Below are 21,824 nucleotides of genomic sequence, written 5' to 3' on the forward strand. Positions count from 1 at the left end.
TATGGCCATTACCATGACAGATGCCGCAGCGGCACGGGTTTCCTCTTTTCTGGCCAACCGGGGCAAGGGCATCGGCCTGCGCCTCGGCGTCAAGACCACTGGCTGTTCCGGTCTTGCCTACGTGCTCGAATTTGTCGACGAGCTGGCGGATGAAGATCAGGTATTCGAGCAGGACGGCGTCAAGATCATCGTCGATGCCAAGAGCCTGATCCACCTGGATGGTACCCAGCTGGACTTCGTCAAGGAGGGCCTCAACGAGGGCTTCCAGTTCAACAACCCCAACGCCAAGGGCGAATGTGGTTGCGGCGAAAGCTTCAGTGTCTGAGATGTTTGCTACACCTGATTGCGCATGTGTTGAACCGGCCGGCCACGGCCAGTTCAACCACGCCGTCCCGTTTGCCGAGGGCGAGCAGGACGGCGGTCGCATCAGGGTCTAAGAGGTCTGCATGAATCATTTCGAGCTGTTTGGGCTGGTGGAAGGCTTCGAGCTCGATACCCGTCAGTTGGCGGATACCTACCGTCAGTTGCAAACCCAGTTCCATCCCGATCGTTTTGCCACGGCTCCCGAGCGGGAACAGCTGGCCGCGGTGCAACGTGCCGCCCAGATCAACGATGCCTTCACTACCCTCAAGGCGCCTCTGCGCCGAGCCGAGTACCTGCTCTCCCTGCGTGGTACCGATATCCGCGGCGAACAGCAGACGCTGCAAGATCCCGCTTTCCTGATGCAGCAACTGGAGTGGCGCGAGCGGCTGGCCGATCTGAAAGGCGAAGCCGACCCTGAGCGGGCCATCAAGGATTTTCGCCAGGAGATCAGGCATGATCACCAGCAGTTGATGCAGCAGCTGACCCTGAGCCTCGCCACCTGCGATGATCCGAAGGCCGCTGACTGTGTTCGCAAGCTCAAGTTTGTCGACAAGCTCCTCGAGGAGCTGGAACGATTCGAAGACTCCCTGTTCGAGTCTTGATCCTTTAACGCTGGAAGTTTGATTACCCATGGCATTACTGCAAATCGCCGAGCCCGGCCAGAGCGCCGCACCTCATCAGCACAAGCGTGCCGTCGGCATCGACCTTGGCACCACCAACTCGCTGGTCGCCGCCGTGCGCAGCGGTCAGGCCGACACCCTCTGTGACGAGCAGGGGCGTGATCTGCTGCCCTCCGTCGTGCATTACCAGGCCGACACCATCCGGGTCGGCTTCGATGCCAAGCGCGAGGCCGCCCTCGACCCGCACAACACCATCGTCTCCGCCAAGCGGATGATGGGCAAGGCGCTGGCCGACATCGATACCCGCCAGCAGCCCTACGAGTTCGTGGCGGCCGACAACGGCATGCCGCAGCTGCAGACCCGTCAGGGGTTGGTCAACCCGGTGCAGGTCTCGGCTGAGATCCTGAAAAAACTGGCCGAGCGGGGCGCCGCCGCCCTGGGTGGCGATCTCGACGGTGTGGTGATCACAGTGCCCGCCTATTTCGACGACGCCCAGCGCCAGGGCACCAAGGATGCGGCCAGACTGGCCGGTCTGCACGTGCTGCGCCTGCTCAATGAACCGACCGCCGCCGCCATCGCCTATGGCCTCGACTCCGGTCAGGAAGGGGTGATCGCCGTCTACGACCTGGGTGGCGGTACCTTCGACATCTCCATTCTGCGTCTGCATCGCGGGGTGTTTGAGGTGATGGCCACCGGCGGCGACTCGGCCCTCGGCGGCGATGATTTCGATCACCTGCTGGCGGACTGGCTCAAAGAGCAAGCTGGGTTGTCCGGTCAGCTCGATGCCCGTACCCAGCGCGAGCTGCTGGACGCCGCCGCCGCCGTCAAGCACGGCCTCACCGATGCCGATGCCGTTGCCTGCGCCTTTGCCGGCTGGCAGGGCTCCGTCACCCGCAGCCAGTTTGACGAGCTGATCCAGCCGCTGGTCAAGCGCACCCTGCTGGCCTGTCGCCGCGCCCTGCGCGATGCGGGTCTCGAACAGGAAGAGGTGCTGGAGGTGGTGATGGTTGGCGGCTCCACCCGGGTGCCGCTGGTGCGCGAGCTGGTGGGGGAGTTCTTCCAGCGCATGCCACTGACCAGCATCGACCCCGACAAGGTGGTGGCCATCGGTGCCGCCATCCAGGCCGACATCCTGGTGGGCAACAAGCCCGATGCCGAGATGCTGCTGCTGGACGTCATTCCGCTCTCTCTGGGTCTTGAGACCATGGGCGGCCTCGCCGAGAAGGTGATCCCGCGCAACACCACCATTCCGGTGGCCCGCGCCCAGGAGTTCACCACCTTCAAGGATGGCCAGACCGCGATGGCGATCCACGTGGTGCAGGGCGAACGCGAGCTGGTGGCTGATTGCCGATCCTTGGCCCGCTTCACCCTGACCGGCATTCCGCCCATGGCGGCCGGCGCGGCCCACATTCGCGTCACCTTCCAGGTGGATGCGGACGGTCTGCTGTCGGTCAGCGCCATGGAGAAATCCTCCGGCGTACAGGCCGAGATCCAGGTCAAGCCCTCCTACGGGCTAGGGGAGGACGACATCCTCAACATGCTGAACGCCTCCATCGCCAATGCCCAGCAGGACATGGACGCCCGCATGCTGGCGGAGCAGCAGGTCGAGGCCGACCGGGTGGTCGAGAGCCTCAACGCCGCGCTGGCCGCCGATGGCGAAGCGCTGTTGAGCGCCGCCGAGCGGGCCGAGCTGGATGCCGCGATCAATCATCTGCTGACCATGCGCAGCACGGGTACCACCAACCAGATCAAAGAGGCCATCGAGGCGGCGGATGCTGCCAGTGGCGAATTTGCAGCCCGCCGGATGGATGCCTCCATCCGCAAGGTGCTGACCGGACAAAACGTCAACAAGGTGTAATATGCCAAAACTGATTATTCTGCCCCATCCCGAGCTCTGTCCGGACGGCGCGGCCCTCGAAGGCGCGACCGGTGAAACCATTCTGGACATCGCGCTGCGCAACGGCATCGAGATCGAACACGCTTGCGAGAAGTCCTGCGCCTGCACCACCTGCCACTGTGTGGTCCGGGAAGGATTCGACTCCCTCGAGCCGAGCGACGAGCTGGAAGACGACATGCTGGACAAGGCGTGGGGACTGGAGCCGGAATCCCGTCTCAGCTGCCAGGCCAGACTGGCGGACGAGGATCTGGTGGTGGAACTGCCCAAGTACACCCTGAATCTGGCGTCTGAGCGCCACTGATGACCCCTTAATTACACATGAGTGAATTGCGCGTGCAGCATCTCGTGGTGCAGTAATGATATGGTGAAGGCCGTGACCCTTGAGGGCGCGGCCTTTTTTGTGCCCGCGATCTCCTTATTCGTTGATGAAAGTGCCAATAAAAAGGAAGCAAGAGAACATGGCTGACATGATGAACGTACGGTTGTCTTCCCAGGCTGCTGCCGCCCACTGGGGCGAGGGTGCCCTGCTCAGTTTCAATGGCGACGAAGCCAATCTCCATCTGGGCAGCGGCGGCCAGGAGAAGGAGGCGCTGCGCGCCATCCAGCGCGCTGCCAGACGCCTCGAGTCGAGCGGCATCAAGCGCGTCAAGCTGGTGGGTGAGGGCTGGGATCGGGAGCGTCGCTACGCCTTCGCCCAGGGCTTTTATGCCGCCAAGGGCGTGCGCGAGCTCGACTTTGGTGAGCAGTCAGCGCAGGAGGCTAGTGAGCTGGAAGCCCTGCTCAAGGCGGCCCGCTGGGTGCGCGAGGTGACCAACGGCTGCCCGCAGGAGATCTATCCCATGAGCCTGGCGGAGTCCGCCCTGTTGCTCATTCGCAGCCTCGCCGGTGACAAGGTGACCGCCCGCATTACCGCCGGGGAGGCGCTGCAGGAGGCCGGTCACATCGGGATCTGGTCGGTGGGCCGTGGCAGCGAGCGCGAGCCGGTGCTGCTCGAGCTCGACTACAACCCGACCGGGGATGCCAATGCTCCCGTGCTGGCGGCCCTGGTGGGCAAGGGGATCACCTTCGATTCCGGTGGCTACTCCATGAAGTCCTCCGACAACATGCTGCCGATGAAATCCGACATGGGTGGCGCCGCCATGGTGACCGGCGCGCTGGCGCTGGCCATCAGCCGTGGCCTCGACAAACGGGTCAAGCTGATCCTCTGCTGCGCCGAGAACCTGGTCTCCGGCCACGCCTTCAAGCTCGGCGACATCCTCACCTATCGCAACGGCATCTCGGTCGAGATCCAGAACACCGACGCGGAAGGCCGTCTGGTGCTGGCCGATGGCCTGCTGGCCGCCAGCGAAAGCGGGGCAGCCTACATCCTCGACGCCGCTACCCTGACTGGCGCCGCCAAGACTGCGCTGGGTCGCGACTACAACGCCGTGTTTGCCCTCGATGAGGCCGAGCAGGCGCGCGCGCTGGCGGCCGCCAAAGCCGAAAACGAGCAGGCCTGGGCGCTGCCGCTGGAGCCCTGGCACGCGGGCCAGCTCACCTCCGCCTTTGCCGAGCTGGGCAACGTGGCCTCTGCCGAAGGCACCGCTGGCGCCACCACGGCAGCCGCCTTCCTGTCGCGCTTCGTGCGTGATGAAGGCAAGGGCTGGGTGCACCTGGACTTGGCCGCTTCCTATCAGAAGTCGGGCAACGATCTGTGGGCGACCGGGGCCAAGGGCCACGGTCTGCGCACGATTGCCCGCTGGTTGCAGGAGGTGGGCGCATGAACGTCTGGTTGAGCCGAGAATTTGCGCCGGCCGAGTGGGGGGAGGGGGCGCTGCTCTCTCACCGCGCTGATGGCATGGTGATCCATCTGGTGACTGCTACCCCCTTGCTGGACATCCAGCAGGCGGCGCGGCGCCTGTGCAGCCAGGGGATCCAGCAGGTGGTGCTGGCCGGTCACTGGGAGCGCGAGCAGCAGTGGGCCTTTGCCCAGGGGCTGCAGACCCCCAAGGCGGAGGTGGCGCTGCAGTGGGCTACCTCGTCCGAAGAGGACAGGGAGGAGCTGGAAGCGCGCTGGCTGTGCGGGCGCTGGGTGCGAGAGATGACCAATGCTACCCCCGAGCAGCTGGGACCGCTGGAGCTGGCGGTCGAAGCCGCCGCCTTCCTCACCGAACTGGCCCCCGACAAGATCAGCCATCGCATCCTCAAAGGGGAGGCGCTGCAACAGGCGGGCTGGGTCGGTCTCTACCAGGTCGGTCGTGGCAGCGAGCGCGAGCCCGTGATGCTGGAGCTGGACTTCAACCCAGGCCGGGATCCCAAGGCACCGGTGGCCGCGGCCCTGGTGGGCAAGGGGATCACCTTCGACTCCGGCGGCTACTCCATGAAGACCTCCCAGGGCATGCTCACCATGAAGCACGACATGGGCGGCGCCGCCATCGTCACCGGCGCGCTGGCGCTGGCCATCCTGCGCGGCCTCGACAAGCGGGTGAAGCTTATCCTCTGCTGCGCCGAGAACCTGGTCTCGGGTCACGCCTACAAGCTGGGTGACATCCTCACCTACAAGAACGGCACCACGGTGGAGATAGTCAACACCGACGCCGAGGGGCGCCTGGTGCTGGCCGACGGTCTGCAACTGGCCGGGGAGTCGGGCGCGCCGCTGGTCATCGACGCCGCCACCTTGACCGGGGCGGCGGTGATGGCGCTGGGCGGACGCTACAACGCGCTGTTTGGCCTCGACAAGGGGCTGGTGAGCCGCGCGATGGCCTATGCGGATGCGGAGCAGGAGCCTGCCTGGCCGCTGCCGCTGGAGCCCTGGCACAGCCAGCAGTGTCCGTCCCACTATGCCGACACCGCCAACAGCCGCCCCGTGCCGGGTGGTGGCCCGGGCGGCGCCTCCAATGCGGCCGGCTTCCTCTCCCGCTTCGTGGGCAATGAAGGGCGAGGCTGGTTGCACGTGGATCTCGCTGCCTGCTTCAGCGACAACGGCGACAATCTGTGGGCGCCCGGGGCCAATACCCTGGGGATGCGCACCATCGCCCACACCCTGCTGGCGGAGACCCGCTGAGAGGACCACATCAAGGGCACCTGAGGGTGCCCTTTCCCATGCTGCAGAAGATGGGCAATAGCCAATGTTTCAGGGGGTTAGCATGGTGATCGTGCGCAAGCGCACATTTTTTCCTGCCGGCCTGGGCCAAGATGAGTGGTGATGTTGTTTTAGGGATGGAATTGTTTAATAAAAAGTTGCTTTTCTGTGTGTTATTTCGGTTTTTGTTTACGTATAATCGCCGCCGAACATGGATTCTAACAATAAATCTCTGTAGTTAAGGAAAGATCTCAATGGCCATCGAACGTACCTTCTCCATCATCAAGCCGGACGCCGTCAGCAAGAACCTGATCGGTGCCATCTACAACCGTTTCGAGAGCGCTGGCCTGAAAGTCATCGCTGCCAAGATGCTGCACATGAGCAGCGAACAAGCCGCCGGTTTCTACGCCGAGCACCAGGGCAAGCCTTTCTATGACGGTCTGGTCAGCTTCATGACCTCCGGCCCCGTCATGATCCAGGTGCTGGAAGGCGAAGAAGCCATCCGTCGTCACCGTGAAATCATGGGCGCCACCAACCCGAAAGAAGCCCTGGCCGGCACCCTGCGCGCCTGCTACGCCGAGAGCATCGATCGCAACGCCGTGCACGGTTCCGATGCGCCGGCCTCTGCCGCTCGTGAAATCGCCTACTTCTTCTCTGACGCAGAGATCTGCCCGCGCGGTTGATTTTCGTCAGCAGAATCTCAAGGGAGCCTCGGCTCCCTTTTGTTTTTTGGTCATTCGGTCAATATCCCCTTATTCTCCAGGTGGAAAGCCGGACCCATAATTTGTACAATGCCGCCCCCTGACGTAGGTCAGCCGATAATTTATGAAGTGTGTGAGCTGAGGCCCTTGATGAGCGAAACAAAAACCAACCTGCTGGATCTCGATCGGGATGCCATGCGTGCCTTCTTCGTCGAACTGGGCGAGAAGCCGTTCCGGGCAGATCAGGTAATGAAGTGGATTTATCACTTTGGTTGTGATGATTTCGATCAGATGAACAACGTCAACAAGGTGCTGCGCGAGCGTCTCAAGGAGATCGCCGAGATCCGGGCGCCGGAAGTGAGCCGCGAACAGCGCTCCTCCGACGGCACCATCAAGTGGGCGCTGCAGGTTGGCGGCCAGGAGGTGGAGACCGTCTACATCCCCGAGGACGATCGGGCGACCCTGTGTGTCTCTTCCCAGGTGGGCTGCGCCCTGGAGTGCAAGTTCTGCTCCACCGCCCAGCAGGGCTTCAACCGCAACCTGAAAGTCTCCGAGATCATCGGTCAGGTGTGGCGTGCCGCCAAGATCGTCGGCGGCAAGCGTCCCATCACCAACGTGGTGATGATGGGCATGGGCGAGCCGCTGCTCAACCTCGCCAACGTGGTACCGGCCATGCGCCTGATGATGGATGACTACGGCTACGGCATCTCCAAGCGCCGGGTCACCATCTCCACCTCCGGCGTGGTGCCGGCACTGGACATGCTGGGCGACCAGATCGACGTGGCGCTGGCCATCTCCCTGCACGCCCCCAACGACAAGCTTCGCTCCGAGATCATGCCGATCAACGACAAGTACAACATCGAAGCCTTCCTGGCCGGTGTGCGTCGCTACCTCGGCAAGTCCAACGCCAACGGCGGCCGGGTCACGGTGGAGTATGTGCTGCTCGATCACATCAATGACGACATGCAACATGCCCACGAGCTGGCCAAGGTGCTCAAGGACACCCCGAGCAAGATCAACCTGATCCCGTTCAACCCCTTCCCGGGCAACCCCTACGGCAAGCCGAGCAACAGTCGCATCGACCGTTTCTCCAAGGTGCTGATGGAGTACGGCTTCACCGTCATCGTCCGCAAGACCCGTGGTGACGACATTGATGCGGCCTGCGGCCAGCTGGTGGGGGAGGTGATCGATCGCACCAAGCGCACCATGAAAAATCGGATGCAACAGGATGGGATTTCCGTCAAAATGGTTTAACTTGCTAAGCCATTGTATAGTCAGGGAATGGATACACGTACATTGATCGTAGTGGCAGCGCTCTGTGCGCTGCCAGGCTGTGTTACCGAGACCACTTACGCTGGCCAGAATTCCACCCAGCGTGAGGTCGGTCCCGACCTCAAGGCGGCAGCCCAGACCCGTCTGGATTTGGGCATCCAGTATCTGCAGCAGGGCAACGCCGAGCAGGCCAAGTTCAACCTTGATCGCGCCCTCCAGTACGACGCCGCCAATCCTCAGGTTTACATCGGTTTTGCCTACTTCTACCAGCAGGTGCAAGATTACAAGGCAGCCGAAGCCAGTTACCAGAAAGCCCTTGCCGTGGATCCGTCCAATGCTGACGCGATGAACAACTATGGCGCCTTCCTTTGCAATCGCGGTCGTTTCGACGAGGCGGAGAAAGCCTTCCTGCAGGCCGTCAGCCAGCCGAACTACATCAAGATCGCCGATACCTATGAAAACGCGGCACTTTGCGCCGCGCAAAATCGCAGAAATGATAAAGCAAGCGAGTACTATCGCTTGGCCTTGGGGTATAATCCCCGCAATCCAAGGTTATTGCTGGACATGGCGGAGCTTTCCATGAAAGATGGCAAGCTGCCTGATGTGCAGGCCTATCTCGCCCGTTTTGCCGATGTATCGGACGAGAACGAGAACAGTCTCTGGTTGAGATTGCGGCTGGCGCAGGCCATGGACAAACCGGCACTACTTCACCAATTCGGGACTGAGCTGGTAAGGCAATATCCCACTTCGCAACAAGCCAAGCGTTACTTAGCCAATGACTACTGAACAGCCACACGATTTCCAAGACGACTCCCAGGCAGTTGGCCCAGGCCAGCTGCTGCGCAACGCCCGTGAACAGCTCGGTTGGACGCGAGAACAGGTTGCGTCCCGCATTCACCTTCGTCTGACCCTGATTGCCGCGATCGAATCGGATACGTATGACAAACATACCTCCCATACCTTCATCCGCGGCTATCTGCGTACCTATGCCAAGCTGGTCGGTATTCCGGAAGAGACCATCCTCGCCGCTTATGACAAGCTGGGCCTGACGCCGCCCGACAACATCGACATGCAGAGCTTCTCCCGCCGCTCCCGTCAGCAGGCCAACGACAGCCGCCTCAAGGTTGTCACCTGGCTGGTGATCCTGGTGCTGATCGCCCTCTCCGTCGTCTGGTGGTGGCAGAGCACGGCGCGTCGCTCCGCCGGTGACGAGGCCCTGGCCGCGACCGAAATGGGCGCAGCCCGCAACACCAATACTCCGAGCGCCACTCCGGCCGTCGATGTTGCCGAGCCGGTACTGGCTCCTGCCGCTTCCGCCGCCGCAGACGCTGCCGTAACCCCCGTGGTGAGCGATGCCGCTGCGACCACTCTGCCGGCGGATGCCAGCAGCGCCGTGGCGACCACCACTGCCGAGACCTCTGCCGCTGCCGCCACGCAACCGGCTGACGACACCGCCGCGAGCGAGCCTGCCAAGGTGCCCCAGCTCAAGATGAGCTTCACCGCCGACTGCTGGCTGGACGTCAAGGATGCCAATGGCAAGACCCTGTTCAGCGGCCTCAAGAAGGCCAATGACGAACTGGTACTGGAAGGACCCGAGCCGCTCAAATTCATCATTGGTGCGCCCATGGCCATCAATATCGAATACAAGGGCAAGTCCATCGACATGAGCCGTTACAACAACGGCCGGACTGCTCGCCTCTCACTGCCGCAGGAGTAATCTGTCCGCCATGTCCGCTCACGAATCTCCCATCATTCGTCGTAAATCCAGGCAGATCATGGTCGGCAACGTACCGGTCGGGGGCGATGCCCCCATCACGGTACAGACCATGACCAACACCAAGACCACGGACGTGGCCGCCACCGTCGAGCAGATCCAGCGGATCGAGCGGGTCGGTGCCGACATCGTCCGGGTCTCCGTCCCCACCATGGAGGCGGCGGAAGCGTTCAAGCTCATCAAGCAGCAGACCCGCATCCCCATCGTGGCCGACATCCACTTCGACTACCGCATCGCCCTCAAAGTGGCCGAATACGGCGCCGATTGCCTGCGCATCAACCCGGGCAACATCGGCAACGAGGAGCGGGTGCGCGCCGTGGTGGACTGTGCCCGCCACTACAACATCCCGATCCGCATCGGCGTCAACGGCGGCTCGCTGGAGCGGGACATCCAGGAAAAATATGGCGAACCCACCCCCGAGGCGCTGCTCGAGTCAGCCATGCGCCACGTGGATTACCTGGATCGCCTGAACTTCGACAACTTCAAGGTGAGCGTCAAGGCCTCCGACGTCTTCCTGGCGGTCGGCGCCTATCGCCTGCTGGCCAAGCAGATCGAACAGCCGCTGCATCTGGGCATCACAGAGGCGGGCGGTTTTCGCGCCGGCGCGGTGAAGTCTGCCATCGGTCTTGGCATGCTGCTGAGTGAAGGCATCGGTGACACCCTGCGCATCTCGCTGGCGGCCGATCCGGTGGAAGAGATCAAGGTGGGCTTCGATATCCTCAAGTCCCTGCGCATCCGTTCCCGCGGCATCAACTTCATCGCCTGTCCCTCCTGCTCCCGCCAGGAGTTCGACGTCATCGGCACCGTCAATGCGCTGGAAGAGCGGCTCGAAGACATCATCACTCCGATGGATGTCTCCATCATCGGCTGCGTAGTGAACGGTCCGGGGGAGGCGCTGGTCTCCGATCTGGGCCTTGCCGGGGCGGCCAACAAGAGCGCCTTCTACGAGGGTGGTCAGCGGGTGGACCGGCTCGACAACAAGGATCTCATCCCGACCCTGGAGCGCCGCATTCGCGCCCGGGCCGCCATGCTGGATCCGGCCAACCAGATCCAGGTGGACGAGGGTTGAGCAACCAAGGGCCACTCAGGGTGGCCCTGTCTTTAGGTTGCTGATTTTACATCCCGCATTGGAACACCCTGATTTTACCTCGGGGTCGAAAATCCCTATAATGCGGCCAAATTTTACCTCTTTTTCTCGAGTATCAACGTGGCAAAACAGATCCAAGCTATTCGCGGTATGAATGATTGCCTGCCGGAGCAGAGCCCGGTATGGCAGAAAGTAGAACAGATCCTGCGCCAGGTCGTGGCCAGCTATGGCTACAGCGAAGTGCGCATGCCAATTGTCGAGCAGACCCATCTGTTCAAGCGCGCCATCGGTGAAGTGACCGACGTGGTCGAAAAAGAGATGTACACCTTTGAAGACCGCAACGGCGACAGCCTGAGCCTGCGTCCGGAAGGGACCGCCAGCTGCGTGCGTGCCGGTATCGAGCACGGTCTGCTTTACAACCAGGAACGCCGGATGTGGTACATGGGCCCCATGTTCCGTCACGAGCGCCCCCAGAAGGGCCGTTATCGCCAGTTCCACCAGTTCGGGGTCGAGCTGTTTGGCATCAACGGGCCGGACATCGATGCCGAGCTCATCATGCTGACCCATCGCCTGTGGCGCCTGTTCGGCATCCAGGATCACGTCACCCTGCAGCTCAACACCCTGGGTCAGAGTGCCGAGCGTGCCGCCTATCGCGATGCGCTGGTCGCCTACCTGGAGCAGTACAAGAGCGAGCTGGACGAAGAGAGCCAGCGCCGCATGTACAGCAACCCGCTGCGGGTGCTCGACTCCAAGGACGAGAAGGTACAGGCCATCCTGGTGGGCGCGCCGCGTCTGTTTGATCACCTGGGCGAAGAGAGCCTGGCCCACTTCGAGGGGCTCAAGCGCCTGCTCGAGTCTGCCGGCATCAAGTACGAGGTGAACGAGCGTCTGGTACGCGGCCTCGACTACTACAACCTCACCGTGTTCGAGTGGGTCACCAACAGCCTGGGTGCCCAGGGCACCGTCTGTGCCGGTGGCCGCTACGACGGCCTGGTGGAGCAACTGGGCGGTCAGCCGACCCCGGCGGTGGGCTTTGCCATGGGCATGGAGCGTCTGGTGCTGATGCTGGAAACCCTCGAACTCAATGCCGACATCCGCCCGGCGGTGGATGTCTATCTCTGCATGGTAGGTGAGGGTACTGAACAGGCCGGTTTCCAGCTGGCCGAGCGGCTGCGCGATGCGCTGCCGGATCTTCGCCTGATGAGCCACTGCGGCGGCGGCAACTTCAAGAAACAACTCAAGCGTGCCGACAAGAGCGGCGCGGCCATTGCCCTGATCCTTGGCGAGACCGAGGTGCAAAACGGGGAGATCACCATCAAATATCTGCGTGGCCAGGCCGAGCAACAGACCGTCACGGTCGACGCCGCCATTGCCCTGCTGGCAGCGAAAGGAGAGTAAGCTGTGGAAGTTTATACCACCGAAGAACAACAGGTTGAGGTCATCAAGAACTGGTGGAAAGAGAACGGAACCTCGGTGATCGCAGGAACTGTTATCGGTCTGGTTGGACTCTTTGGCTGGCGCTACTACAACGAGCATCAGCAGACCACCCAGGAAGCCGCCTCCCAGGCTTACAACGAGATGAGCGCCCAGCTGGCCAAGGGTGACGCGGCCGGCTTCGAGCAGGCACAAAGCTTCATCAGCGCCCACAAGGGCGACTCCTACGCCGAGCTGGCGGCGCTGCAACTGGCGGCGGCCGCGGTCAAGGCGGACAAGCTGGATCTGGCTGCCGAGCAGCTGACCCAGGTGGCTACCAGCGGTGACGAGAGCATTCGTCCCATCGCTGCCCTGCGTCTGGCCCGGGTGCTGAACGATCAGGGTAAGGCCGACGAAGCGCTGGCCCAGCTTGGCAAGATCAACAACGACGCCTTCAAGGCCCAGGTGGCCGAAGTGCGCGGCGACATCCTGCAAAAGCAGGGCAAGAGCGAAGAGGCTCGCGATGCCTATCAGGCGGCGGCCGATGCCGGCGGTCTGCAGAGCAGCGCCGAGCTCAAGCTGAAGATGGACGATCTGGCGTTGCCAGCGGTGACCACGGGTGAGGCTCCGGATGCGTAATCTGTTCAAGATGGTGGCGTTGGGGGCTGCGGTCTCCTTCGCCCTGCAGGGTTGCTCCCTGTTCAGTTCGGAAGAGGATCTCAACCCCATGGCTCCGCTGCCCAAGGTCGAGTCCGCGTTCACCGCCGATACTGCCTGGTCCTCCTCGGTGGGTGACGGCATCGGTGACTTCTACTCCCAGCTCAAGCCGGTGGTGGAAGAGGAGCGCATCTATGCGGCGGCCCGCGACGGTGATGTCACCGCCTTTGACCGCGAAAGCGGCAAGGAGCTGTGGAGCGTCGATCTGGCGGATCTGCCAATCAACGCCGACAAGCGCAGCGCCCGCCTCTCCGGTGGCCTGGTCTCCCGCTACGGCAAGCTGTTCCTGGGCTCCGAGAACGGGGTGGTCTACGCCCTGAACGAAGAGAACGGGGAAGTGCTGTGGCAGACCACGGTACCGGGTGAAGTGGTGGCGAGCCCCGCCGTCGAGGATGGCCGGGTGGTGGTACTGACCACTTCGGGTCGCCTGGTGGCGCTCGATACCGACGAGGGCAAGCTGCAGTGGACCCTGGCGGAAGAGCAGCCGCCGCTGACCCTGCGCAGCGCCGGAGCCCCCATCATCACCAACGGCGCCGTGCTGTACGGCCGCGCCGATGGCAAGGTGGGCATCGCCCTGCTGAGCAACGGCCAGCCGGTGCGCCAGTCCAAGGTGGCCGACCCGCGCGGCGCCACCGAGCTCGACCGCATGGTGGACGTGGATGCCACGCCGCTCATCGCCGGCGATGAGCTCTATGCCATCGCGTATAATGGCCAGTTGATGGCGCGCAAGCTGATGAGCGGCGACGAAGTGTGGAAGCGCAAGTATTCCGGCTACCGCGACATGGCGGTGACCGGCAATGCCATCGTGCTGACCGACAGCCGCAGCCATCTGTTTGCGGTCGACCGTCGCAACGGTCTCGAGCTGTGGTCCAACACCCAGCTGGAAAACCGCACCGTGACCGCCCCCGTCATCATGGGTGACTATGTGGTGGTCGGCGATGTGGAAGGTTACCTGTATTGGCTGGATCGGACCGACGGGTCCATCAAGGCCATGCAGCAGCTCGACAGCAGTGGTCTGTACGCCGCCCCCCTGGTGGACGGTGACACCCTGTATGTGCAGAGCCGTGGCGGCAAGCTGTACGCTGTCAAGCGTCCCTGATCGCCCGATAATGTGAATATCCGGCTCCTGGTCTTCGGACCCGGAGCCTTTGTCGTCTTGAGAATGAGGCTTTTATGACTCCTGTAGTAGCCCTGGTGGGCCGCCCCAACGTGGGGAAATCCACCCTGTTTAACCGCCTGACCCGTACCCGGGACGCCCTGGTGGCCGACTTCCCCGGTCTGACCCGGGACCGCAAATATGGCCAGGCGAAGCTGGGCGAGCTGGAATTTATCGTGGTGGATACCGGTGGTATCGACGGCACCGAAGAGGGGATCGAGCTGAAGATGGCCGAGCAGTCCCTGCTGGCCATCGAAGAGGCCGATGTGGTGCTGTTCATGGTGGATGCCCGCGCCGGTCTGACCGCGGCGGATCAGGCCATCGCCGAGCACCTGCGCAAGACCCACAAGAAGGTGTTTCTGGTGGCCAACAAGACCGACGGTATCGACGGTGACTCCGCCGTCTCCGAGTTCTACGGTCTGGCCCTGGGCGAGGTCTACCAGATGGCGGCCGCCCACGGTCGCGGCGTATTGAGCCTGCTCGAGCTGGCGCTGGCCCCCCATCTGGAGACCTTGGTCGAAGCCGCCGGCGAAGAAGCTGAGCTGGATGAAGAAGAGGAAGACTTCGACGAAGAGGCCCTGCTGCGCATGGTGGCGGCCGGTGAACTCGACACCAAGGAGGACACCAAGGAGACCCCGTTCGCCGACCTGCCCATCAAGTTCGCCATCGTCGGTCGCCCCAACGTCGGCAAGTCGACCCTGACCAACCGCATGCTGGGTGAAGATCGGGTCATCGTCTATGACATGCCGGGCACCACCCGCGACTCCGTCTACATCCCGATGGAGCGCGACGAGCAGAAGTACGTCATCATCGACACCGCCGGCGTGCGTCGTCGCGGCAAGGTGCACGAGACGGTGGAGAAGTTCTCCGTCATCAAGACCCTCAAGGCGATTGAAGATGCCAACGTCTGCCTGCTGGTGATCGACGCCCAGGAGACCATCACCGATCAGGATCTCAGCATCCTCGGTTTCGTGCTCAACACCGGCCGCTCCGTGGTACTGGTGGTGAACAAGTGGGATGGTCTGGATCAGAAGGTGAAAGAGGACGTCAAGAACGAGCTTGATCGTCGTCTGGGCTTCATCGACTTCGCCCGCGTGCACTTCATCTCCGCCCTGCACGGCAGCGGCGTCGGCCACCTGTTCGAATCCATCCAGGAGGCCTACCAGTCCGCCACCCGCCGTACCAGCACCGCCATGCTGACCCGCATCATGCAGATGGCGCAGGAAGACCACCAGCCGCCCATGGTGAACGGTCGCCGGGTCAAGCTGAAGTATGCCCACGCCGGTGGCTACAACCCGCCGCGCATCGTGATCCACGGCAACCAGCTCAACGATCTGCCGGACTCCTACAAGCGCTACCTCATCAACTACTTCCGCAAGTCGTTGAAAATCATGGGGACGCCGGTTCGGGTCGAGTTCCAGGAGTCGGTCAACCCGTTCGAGGGCAAGAAGAACACCCTGACCCTGAGCCAGGAGCGCCAGCGCAAGCGCCTGCTCAAGGCCAAAGCCAAGAAATAAGGCCCAGCGGCTGCCCTCACCGGCAGCCGTTTTTCTAGTGGTCTTGAAGGGGAGGGGAATGTGCAGTGGGGTCGCCCAGTGCACATTCACTTTGCAAGGAGCCAACCATGAGTCAACTTGTCTGCCCTGCCTGCCAGGGCGAGCTGGACAGCCGCAGCCGCGAGACCACCTGTGGTCAGTGCCAGGCCCGTTACCAGATCCGGGCGCTCTGCCCGACCTGCCGGCAGGAGCTGGAGCGGCTCAAGGCCTGCGGTGCGGTGGATTACTTCTGCAACCACTGCAACAACCTGGTGTCGAAGCGGGCGGTGCTCTTCGAGGTGAGCCCGCTGACAGGGAATTGAGGCAATAAAAAACCCGGCGAATGCCGGGTTTATGCTGTGTGCTCTGCTATCAGCAAGGTGAAGGAACGGTTTCGCCGCCATATCTTGCGTTTGATCTCGTTGAGCTTGAGCTTGCGTCTGGGGCTCCAGCCGCACCTTGTCTTCTTGACCAGTGTCGTTCTTCTGCGAGCTCGCATCTTGGTCTCCTCCCATGGGGTGGCCATCCCGGCCTTGGGTGATGATGGGAGCCTATCTGAAAGTGCTGTCATCCGAGTGCAAGTGGATGAAATAGCGCGATAAAAACAGATTCGGATAGGCTCCGGTGTGGTCGGATGGTAACAGAGAAACCACCCGAAAAACAAACCTGTCAACAGGGATCAGCGCAGGGTGATCTGCTTGACCACCTCGGCGATGACGGTGGGACGTTCGGCACTGGTCGGCTCGCTGCTGTCATCCTCATCCAGCTCTTCGCGGCGATGGGCCTTCTGCTGCTCGTTGTCGAGCCAGAGCAGGCTCTGGTAGTACTGGCGCACGTTGTTGACGTAGTTGCGCGCCTCGCCGCCGCGGGCATAGCCGTAGCGCACCTTGCGGTGCCAGCGCGACTGCTGCAGCAGCGGCAGCACCTCTTTCACGTCGCTCCAGGCGTCCGGATTCTTGCCGAGCTCCTTGGTCAGGCGGCGGGCATCCATCATGTGGCCGTAGCCGATGTTGTAGGCGGTGAGGGCAAACCACACCTTCTCGTCATCGGGCACCGAGGCGGGCACCTTCGCCATCATCTGCTCGAGATAACGGGCGCCCCCCTTGATGCTCTCCTCCGGGTGCAGCCGGTTGTTGACCCCCATCGCCTTGGCGGTGGGCTCGGTCAGCATCATCATGCCACGCACCCCTGTGTAGGAGCGGGCCTCCGGATCCCAGTGGGACTCCTGATAGCTGATGGCGGCCAGCAGGCGCCAGTCCACCAGGTTGGCGTGGGTCTTGAACAGATCCTGGTACTTGGGCAGCAGACTCTTGGCCCGCTGCAGGAAGGTGCGGGTGTCGACGAAGTCGAAATTCTGCACGTGGCCGAAGTACTTCTCGTCGAGCTTGGCGATGGCTCCATCCATGAAGCGTTGGCCGAAGAAGTCGATGATGCTGGCGTAGAGGCTGTCGTCCGGCAGCTTGGTCATGGCCCAGGCCACGGTCTGGTTCTTGGCGAGCGTCATTCCCTCGGTGAGCTCTGGGTAGTAGCGCTGGGTACGGGCCAGCACGGTATCCTGCACTACCGTGTAGTCAATCTTGCCGTCGGCCACCTGCTTGAGCAGCTCCTCCACGTCGGCGTCCCGGTTGGTGCTCCACTTGAGGTTGGGGTGCTGCTTGGCCAGCTCCTTGAGCAGATCCTCCCCGGTGGAACCGGCAGGCACCACTATGTTGCCCTTGAGATCGCCGATGTCCCTGGGCTTGGGGGAGCCGTTGCGATAGACCAGCTTGGGCGAGACCTGGTAGAAGCCGGGGCCGAAGCGAAACAGCTGGCGCCGCTCCGGGGTGATGACGATGGCGGCCGCGGCCAGATCGAGCTTGCCCTTCTTGAGCAGATCCACCAGCTCGGCGGTGGAGTAGACAGGCACTATGGTCAGCTTGACCCCCAGCCAGTCGGCATAGCTTCTCGCCAGCTCGTAATCGAACCCCTGGGCGGTGTCGTCACGCTGGTAATAAGAGGTGGGGCCGTAGATGGTGCCAACCCGGATCTCGCCCCGCTGGCGGATCTGCTCCAGCTGGCTGGAGGGGGTGTAGAAGTCGCAACCGACCAGGGTCAGCAGCAACATCAGCCCGATAAACAGTCGAAAAATGCAGCGCAAGTAGGTGAGTACCCTTGTTGAAAAAATCGGCATTTGTCAAAAAAGAGGCACCTTTATACCAGAGAGTGTGGACCGAGTCACACTTGGCAAAACAAGAAAAACGTTTGTCCGCCGTCGGCCTGATCCCTATAATACGCGCGTCTCAATTCCCCCCCACTTCAACACTTGGTGAGAAAGGTCATATGGATATCTTGCGTGGTGCCCCCGCACTGTCTGAGTTTCGTGTCCAAAAACTGCTGCAACGCTTCGCGCAGATGAAACAGGAGAGAGGAGTAGAGATAGAGGATGTCTATGCCGAATACGTGCACTTCGCCGAGCTCTCGAGCCTGCTGTCGCCCCCGGAGCGAGCGACCTTGGGCCAGCTCCTGCGCTACGGCCCGACCATCCCCGAACACACCCCCAGCGGTCAGCTGTTTCTCGTTACCCCCCGCCCCGGCACTATCTCCCCCTGGTCTTCCAAAGCAACCGACATCGCCCACAACTGCGGCCTGACCCAGGTCAAGCGGCTCGAGCGCGGCATCGCCTATTACGTGCAGGCCAAGGGTGAGCTGAGCGCTGCCCAGCGCGCCGACGTGGCCGCCGTGCTGCACGACCGCATGATGGAGACGGTGTTTGGCGAGATGAACGAGGCCGCCGCCCTGTTTGCCCATCAGGAGCCGCGCCCCTTCACCCAGGTGGATTTGCTGGCTGGTGGCCGCGCCGCCTTGGCCGAGGCCAACGTGGCACTGGGTCTGGCGCTGGCCGACGACGAGATCGATTACCTGGTGGAGAACTTCACCCGGCTGGGTCGCAATCCCAACGACATCGAGCTCTACATGTTTGCCCAGGCAAACTCCGAGCACTGCCGCCACAAGATCTTCAACGCCGACTGGACCATCGACGGTGAGCAGCAGCCCAAGTCGCTGTTCAAGATGATCAAGAACACTTTCGAGCAGACGCCGGATCATGTCCTGTCTGCCTATAAAGACAACGCCGCCGTGATGGAAGGGAGCCAGGGTGGCCGCTTCTTCCCGAGCCCCGCCAACGGCGAATACCAGTACCACCAGGAGCAGGTCGACATCCTGATGAAGGTGGAGACCCACAACCACCCGACCGCCATCTCCCCCTTCCCGGGCGCCGCTACCGGCTCCGGCGGCGAAATCCGCGACGAGGGTGCGACAGGCCGTGGCGCCAAGCCCAAGGCGGGCCTGGTAGGCTTCTCCGTCTCCAACCTGCGCATCCCCGGTTTCGAACAGCCCTGGGAGCAGGATTTCGGCAAGCCGAGCCGCATCGTCAGCGCCTTTGACATCATGCAGGAGGGGCCGCTTGGCGGCGCCGCCTTCAACAACGAGTTCGGCCGTCCGGCCATTCTCGGTTACTTCCGTACCTTCGAAGAGGAGGTGCCGAGCCACAACGGCGTCGAGGTGCGTGGCTACCACAAACCCATCATGCTGGCGGGCGGCATCGGCAACATCCGCAGCGAACACGTCCAGAAAGGGGAGATCCCGGTCGGGGCTGCCCTCATCGTGCTGGGTGGCCCGGCCATGAACATCGGTCTGGGCGGCGGCGCCGCATCCTCCATGGCCTCCGGTCAGTCGGCAGAAGATCTCGACTTTGCCTCGGTGCAGCGCGACAACCCCGAGATGGAGCGCCGCTGCCAGGAGGTGATCGATCGCTGCTGGCAGTTGGGGGACGACAACCCCATCGTCTTCATTCACGACGTGGGCGCCGGTGGCCTCTCCAACGCCATGCCGGAGCTGGTGAGCGACGGCGATCGCGGTGGTCGTTTCGATCTGCGCGCCATTCCGAACGACGAGCCGGGCATGAGTCCGCTGGAGATCTGGTGCAACGAATCCCAGGAGCGCTACGTACTGGCGGTGGCCAAAGAGAAGCTGCCGCTGTTCAAGGCGCTGTGCGAGCGTGAGCGTGCACCCTATGCCGTCATCGGCAGCGCCACCGAAGAGAAACACCTGACCCTCTCCGACCAGCACTTTGATAACCACCCCATCGATCTGCCGCTGGACGTGCTGCTCGGCAAGACCCCCAAGATGCACCGCGACGTAGCGAGCCTGCCGGCCCAGGGCAAGGCACTGCAACTGGATGGCATCACCCTCGGCGACGCCGCTGAGCGGGTATTGCGTCTGCCCACCGTGGCGGAGAAATCCTTCCTCATCACCATCGGCGATCGCAGCGTGACGGGCCTCGTTAACCGCGACCAGATGGTCGGCCCCTGGCAGATCCCGGTGGCCGACTGCGCCGTCACCGCCGCCACCTACGACAGCTACCACGGCGAAGCCATGTCCATGGGCGAGCGCACCCCGGTGGCGCTGCTCTCTCATGCGGCTTCCGCCCGTATGGCGGTGGCCGAGGCCCTGACCAACCTGGCGCCGGTCCACATCGGCTCCCTCAAGCGGGTCAAGCTCTCCGCCAACTGGATGGCCGCTGCCGGTCACCCGGGCGAAGATGCCGGTCTCTATGAGGCGGTCAAGGCGGTGGGCGAGGAGCTCTGCCCGGTCCTTGGCATCACCATCCCGGTGGGCAAGGACTCCATGTCCATGAAGACCCGCTGGCAGCAGGATGGCCAGGAGCAAAGCGTCACCTCGCCGCTCTCCCTGCTCATCTCCGCCTTTGCCCGGGTCGAGGACGTGCGCAACACTGTCACCCCGCAACTGCGCAGCGATCTTGGTGAGACCGACCTTATCCTCATCGACCTTGGCAACGGCAAGCAGCGCCTCGGCGCCTCCGCCCTGGCCCAGGTCTATCGCCAGCTGGGTGACAAGGCGCCGGACCTGGACAACCCGGTCCAGCTCAAGGGCTTCTTCAACGCCATTCAGGCACTGGTGGCCGATCGCAAGCTGATCGCCTATCACGATCGCTCCGATGGTGGCCTCTTCGTCACCCTGGTGGAGATGGCCTTCGCCGGTCACTGCGGCCTCGACCTGCAACTGGATCGCATCGGTGGCGGCCTGCTGCCGGCCCTGTTCAACGAGGAGCTGGGTGCCGTCATCCAGGTGCGTCGTGAAGACAAGGAAGCGGTGATGACCCTGTTGGCCGGTCATGGTCTGGCGGCCTGCTCCCACGTGCTCGGCACGGTGCGCGAGGGGGATCTCATCACCCTGCAGCGGGCCGGTCAGGAGGTCTATCGCGCCAGCCGCACCGCCCTGCGTACCATCTGGGGCGAGACCAGCTGGCAGATGCAGCGTCTGCGCGACAACCCGGAGTGCGCGGATCAGGAGCACGTCGCCCGTCAGGACGCCACAGATCCTGGCCTGCAGGCCAAGCTCAGCTACAACCCGGCCGAGGACGTGGCTGCACCCTACATTGCCCGCGGGGTCTCCCCCCGTCTGGCGGTGCTGCGCGAGCAGGGGGTCAACTCCCACGTGGAGATGGCGGCGGCGTTTGACCGTGCCGGCTTCACCGCCGTCGACGTACACATGAGCGACATCCTCGAAGGCCGTATCAAGCTGGAGCAGTTCCAGACTCTGGTGGCCTGTGGCGGCTTCTCCTACGGCGACGTGCTGGGGGCGGGCGAGGGCTGGGCCAAGTCCATCCTGTTCAACGAGGGCGCCCGCGAGCAGTTCCAGCGCTTCTTCGAGCGCGGCGACACCCTCTCCCTGGGTGTGTGCAACGGTTGCCAGATGATGTCCAACCTGCGCGAGCTGATCCCGGGTGCCGATCTGTGGCCGCGCTTCGTGCGCAACCGCTCCGAGCGCTTCGAGGCCCGCTTCAGCCTGGTGGAAGTACAGGACTCCCCGTCCGCCTTCTTCGCCGGCATGGCAGGCTCCGTGATGCCGATTGCCGTCTCCCACGGGGAGGGGCGAGTGGAGGTGCGTGATGCCGCTCACCTGGCGTCGTTGCAAGCCAGCGGCCTGGTGGGGCTGCGTTTCGTCGACAACCGCGGTCAGGTGACCGAGCAGTACCCGGCCAACCCGAACGGCTCGCCGAACGGTATCACCGCCGTGACCACCACCGACGGACGCGCCACCATCATGATGCCGCACCCGGAGCGGGTGTTCCGCACCGTGGCCAACTCCTGGCACCCGGACAACTGGGGCGAGGATGGCGCCTGGATGCGGATGTTCCGCAACGCCCGGGTTCGTCTGGGCTAAGCT

At 63.0% G+C, this 21,824-nt stretch carries 19 protein-coding genes; 18 read left to right on the plus strand and 1 reads right to left on the minus strand.

What is annotated here, in order from left to right; genetic code table 11:
• The first annotated feature begins 1 nt into the window (after position 1).
• The 17 genes from iscA to I6L33_RS22195 all read left to right on the plus strand — a co-directional run bounded on the left by iscA (position 2) and on the right by I6L33_RS22195 (position 16,198).
• Positions 2-325 (plus strand): iron-sulfur cluster assembly protein IscA, encoded by a 324-nt coding sequence (gene iscA / locus I6L33_RS13515; RefSeq protein WP_005299772.1) that lies wholly within the window; start codon positions 2-4, stop codon positions 323-325.
• Between the two features lie 121 nt (positions 326-446).
• Positions 447-965: a co-chaperone HscB gene (gene hscB / locus I6L33_RS13520; RefSeq protein WP_201892101.1), complete on the plus strand. Its 519-nt coding sequence runs from the start codon at positions 447-449 to the stop codon at positions 963-965.
• A 28-nt stretch (positions 966-993) separates the two neighbouring features.
• The gene (gene hscA, locus I6L33_RS13525; protein WP_216972690.1) at positions 994-2,841 is read left to right on the plus strand and encodes a Fe-S protein assembly chaperone HscA; all 1,848 of its coding nucleotides are present in this window, start codon (positions 994-996) and stop codon (positions 2,839-2,841) included.
• A 1-nt stretch (position 2,842) separates the two neighbouring features.
• Positions 2,843-3,181, plus strand: coding sequence for an ISC system 2Fe-2S type ferredoxin (gene fdx, locus I6L33_RS13530; protein ID WP_005299781.1), 339 nt, complete (start codon positions 2,843-2,845; stop codon positions 3,179-3,181).
• A gap of 157 nt (positions 3,182-3,338) precedes the next feature.
• Entirely contained in the window at positions 3,339-4,643 is a 1,305-nt protein-coding gene (gene pepB, locus I6L33_RS13535; protein WP_216972691.1) for an aminopeptidase PepB, read from the plus strand.
• Entirely contained in the window at positions 4,640-5,923 is a 1,284-nt protein-coding gene (pepB, locus tag I6L33_RS13540; RefSeq protein ID WP_010634294.1) for an aminopeptidase PepB, read from the plus strand. The genes pepB (I6L33_RS13535) and pepB (I6L33_RS13540) overlap by 4 nt, the downstream gene beginning before the upstream one ends.
• A 272-nt stretch (positions 5,924-6,195) precedes the next feature.
• Positions 6,196-6,624, plus strand: coding sequence for a nucleoside-diphosphate kinase (gene ndk / locus I6L33_RS13545; protein ID WP_005299787.1), 429 nt, complete (start codon positions 6,196-6,198; stop codon positions 6,622-6,624).
• Positions 6,625-6,792: 168 nt separating this feature from the next.
• Positions 6,793-7,896 carry a bifunctional tRNA (adenosine(37)-C2)-methyltransferase TrmG/ribosomal RNA large subunit methyltransferase RlmN gene (locus I6L33_RS13550; RefSeq protein ID WP_005299790.1) on the plus strand — a complete coding sequence of 368 codons (1,104 nt, stop codon included), beginning with the start codon at positions 6,793-6,795 and terminating at the stop codon, positions 7,894-7,896.
• 12 nt (positions 7,897-7,908) lie between these two features.
• A complete protein-coding gene (gene tapF, locus I6L33_RS13555; RefSeq protein WP_017765910.1) occupies positions 7,909-8,700 on the plus strand; it encodes a PilW family type IVa pilus biogenesis/stability lipoprotein TapF in 792 nt (263 codons plus the stop codon).
• Positions 8,690-9,631 carry a cytoskeleton protein RodZ gene (rodZ, locus tag I6L33_RS13560; RefSeq protein WP_043170955.1) on the plus strand — a complete coding sequence of 314 codons (942 nt, stop codon included), beginning with the start codon at positions 8,690-8,692 and terminating at the stop codon, positions 9,629-9,631. Before tapF ends, rodZ begins: the two co-directional genes overlap by 11 nt.
• 10 nt (positions 9,632-9,641) lie before the next feature.
• Positions 9,642-10,757, plus strand: a complete 1,116-nt coding sequence (gene ispG, locus I6L33_RS13565; protein WP_010634291.1) for a flavodoxin-dependent (E)-4-hydroxy-3-methylbut-2-enyl-diphosphate synthase — start codon at positions 9,642-9,644, stop codon at positions 10,755-10,757.
• A gap of 138 nt (positions 10,758-10,895) precedes the next feature.
• On the plus strand, positions 10,896-12,173 hold the full coding sequence (hisS, locus tag I6L33_RS13570; protein WP_201876914.1) for a histidine--tRNA ligase: 1,278 nt from the start codon (positions 10,896-10,898) through the stop codon (positions 12,171-12,173).
• A gap of 3 nt (positions 12,174-12,176) precedes the next feature.
• Complete coding sequence (locus I6L33_RS13575) at positions 12,177-12,827, plus strand: tetratricopeptide repeat protein (RefSeq protein WP_010634289.1); 651 nt, start codon at positions 12,177-12,179, stop codon at positions 12,825-12,827.
• The gene (gene bamB / locus I6L33_RS13580; RefSeq protein WP_010634288.1) at positions 12,820-14,004 is read left to right on the plus strand and encodes an outer membrane protein assembly factor BamB; all 1,185 of its coding nucleotides are present in this window, start codon (positions 12,820-12,822) and stop codon (positions 14,002-14,004) included. The genes I6L33_RS13575 and bamB overlap by 8 nt, the downstream gene beginning before the upstream one ends.
• A gap of 74 nt (positions 14,005-14,078) precedes the next feature.
• On the plus strand, positions 14,079-15,578 hold the full coding sequence (gene der / locus I6L33_RS13585) for a ribosome biogenesis GTPase Der (RefSeq protein WP_005299803.1): 1,500 nt from the start codon (positions 14,079-14,081) through the stop codon (positions 15,576-15,578).
• A gap of 107 nt (positions 15,579-15,685) precedes the next feature.
• Positions 15,686-15,919 carry a zinc ribbon domain-containing protein gene (locus I6L33_RS13590; RefSeq protein WP_017765904.1) on the plus strand — a complete coding sequence of 78 codons (234 nt, stop codon included), beginning with the start codon at positions 15,686-15,688 and terminating at the stop codon, positions 15,917-15,919.
• A 90-nt stretch (positions 15,920-16,009) separates the two neighbouring features.
• Positions 16,010-16,198: a hypothetical protein gene (locus I6L33_RS22195; protein ID WP_017780036.1), complete on the plus strand. Its 189-nt coding sequence runs from the start codon at positions 16,010-16,012 to the stop codon at positions 16,196-16,198.
• Positions 16,199-16,275: 77 nt separating this feature from the next.
• On the opposite strand, the gene mltF is transcribed toward I6L33_RS22195, so the two are convergent.
• Positions 16,276-17,766: a membrane-bound lytic murein transglycosylase MltF gene (mltF, locus tag I6L33_RS13595; RefSeq protein WP_216972692.1), complete on the minus strand. Its 1,491-nt coding sequence runs from the start codon at positions 17,764-17,766 to the stop codon at positions 16,276-16,278.
• A gap of 149 nt (positions 17,767-17,915) precedes the next feature.
• On the opposite strand from mltF, the gene purL reads away from it, so the two are divergent.
• Entirely contained in the window at positions 17,916-21,821 is a 3,906-nt protein-coding gene (gene purL, locus I6L33_RS13600) for a phosphoribosylformylglycinamidine synthase (protein WP_216972693.1), read from the plus strand.
• Positions 21,822-21,824: the final 3 nt, after the last annotated feature.

Source organism: Aeromonas sp. FDAARGOS 1403 (genome assembly GCF_019047325.1).
GTDB lineage: Bacteria > Pseudomonadota > Gammaproteobacteria > Enterobacterales > Aeromonadaceae > Aeromonas > Aeromonas dhakensis.

Excerpts from the sequence above, each read along its gene's own strand:
- der (WP_005299803.1), top strand. The coding sequence starts at position 14,079 with ATGACTCCTGTAGTAGCCCTGGTGGGCCGCCCCAACGTGGGGAAATCC.
- purL (WP_216972693.1), top strand. The coding sequence starts at position 17,916 with ATGGATATCTTGCGTGGTGCCCCCGCACTGTCTGAGTTTCGTGTCCAA.
- I6L33_RS13550 (WP_005299790.1), top strand. The coding sequence starts at position 6,793 with ATGAGCGAAACAAAAACCAACCTGCTGGATCTCGATCGGGATGCCATG.
- hscB (WP_201892101.1), top strand. The coding sequence starts at position 447 with ATGAATCATTTCGAGCTGTTTGGGCTGGTGGAAGGCTTCGAGCTCGAT.
- ispG (WP_010634291.1), top strand. The coding sequence starts at position 9,642 with ATGTCCGCTCACGAATCTCCCATCATTCGTCGTAAATCCAGGCAGATC.
- bamB (WP_010634288.1), top strand. The coding sequence starts at position 12,820 with ATGCGTAATCTGTTCAAGATGGTGGCGTTGGGGGCTGCGGTCTCCTTC.
- pepB (WP_010634294.1), top strand. The coding sequence starts at position 4,640 with ATGAACGTCTGGTTGAGCCGAGAATTTGCGCCGGCCGAGTGGGGGGAG.
- mltF (WP_216972692.1), bottom strand. The coding sequence starts at position 17,766 with ATGCCGATTTTTTCAACAAGGGTACTCACCTACTTGCGCTGCATTTTT.
- iscA (WP_005299772.1), top strand. The coding sequence starts at position 2 with ATGGCCATTACCATGACAGATGCCGCAGCGGCACGGGTTTCCTCTTTT.
- ndk (WP_005299787.1), top strand. The coding sequence starts at position 6,196 with ATGGCCATCGAACGTACCTTCTCCATCATCAAGCCGGACGCCGTCAGC.
- fdx (WP_005299781.1), top strand. The coding sequence starts at position 2,843 with ATGCCAAAACTGATTATTCTGCCCCATCCCGAGCTCTGTCCGGACGGC.
- pepB (WP_216972691.1), top strand. The coding sequence starts at position 3,339 with ATGGCTGACATGATGAACGTACGGTTGTCTTCCCAGGCTGCTGCCGCC.
- rodZ (WP_043170955.1), top strand. The coding sequence starts at position 8,690 with ATGACTACTGAACAGCCACACGATTTCCAAGACGACTCCCAGGCAGTT.
- hscA (WP_216972690.1), top strand. The coding sequence starts at position 994 with ATGGCATTACTGCAAATCGCCGAGCCCGGCCAGAGCGCCGCACCTCAT.
- I6L33_RS13590 (WP_017765904.1), top strand. The coding sequence starts at position 15,686 with ATGAGTCAACTTGTCTGCCCTGCCTGCCAGGGCGAGCTGGACAGCCGC.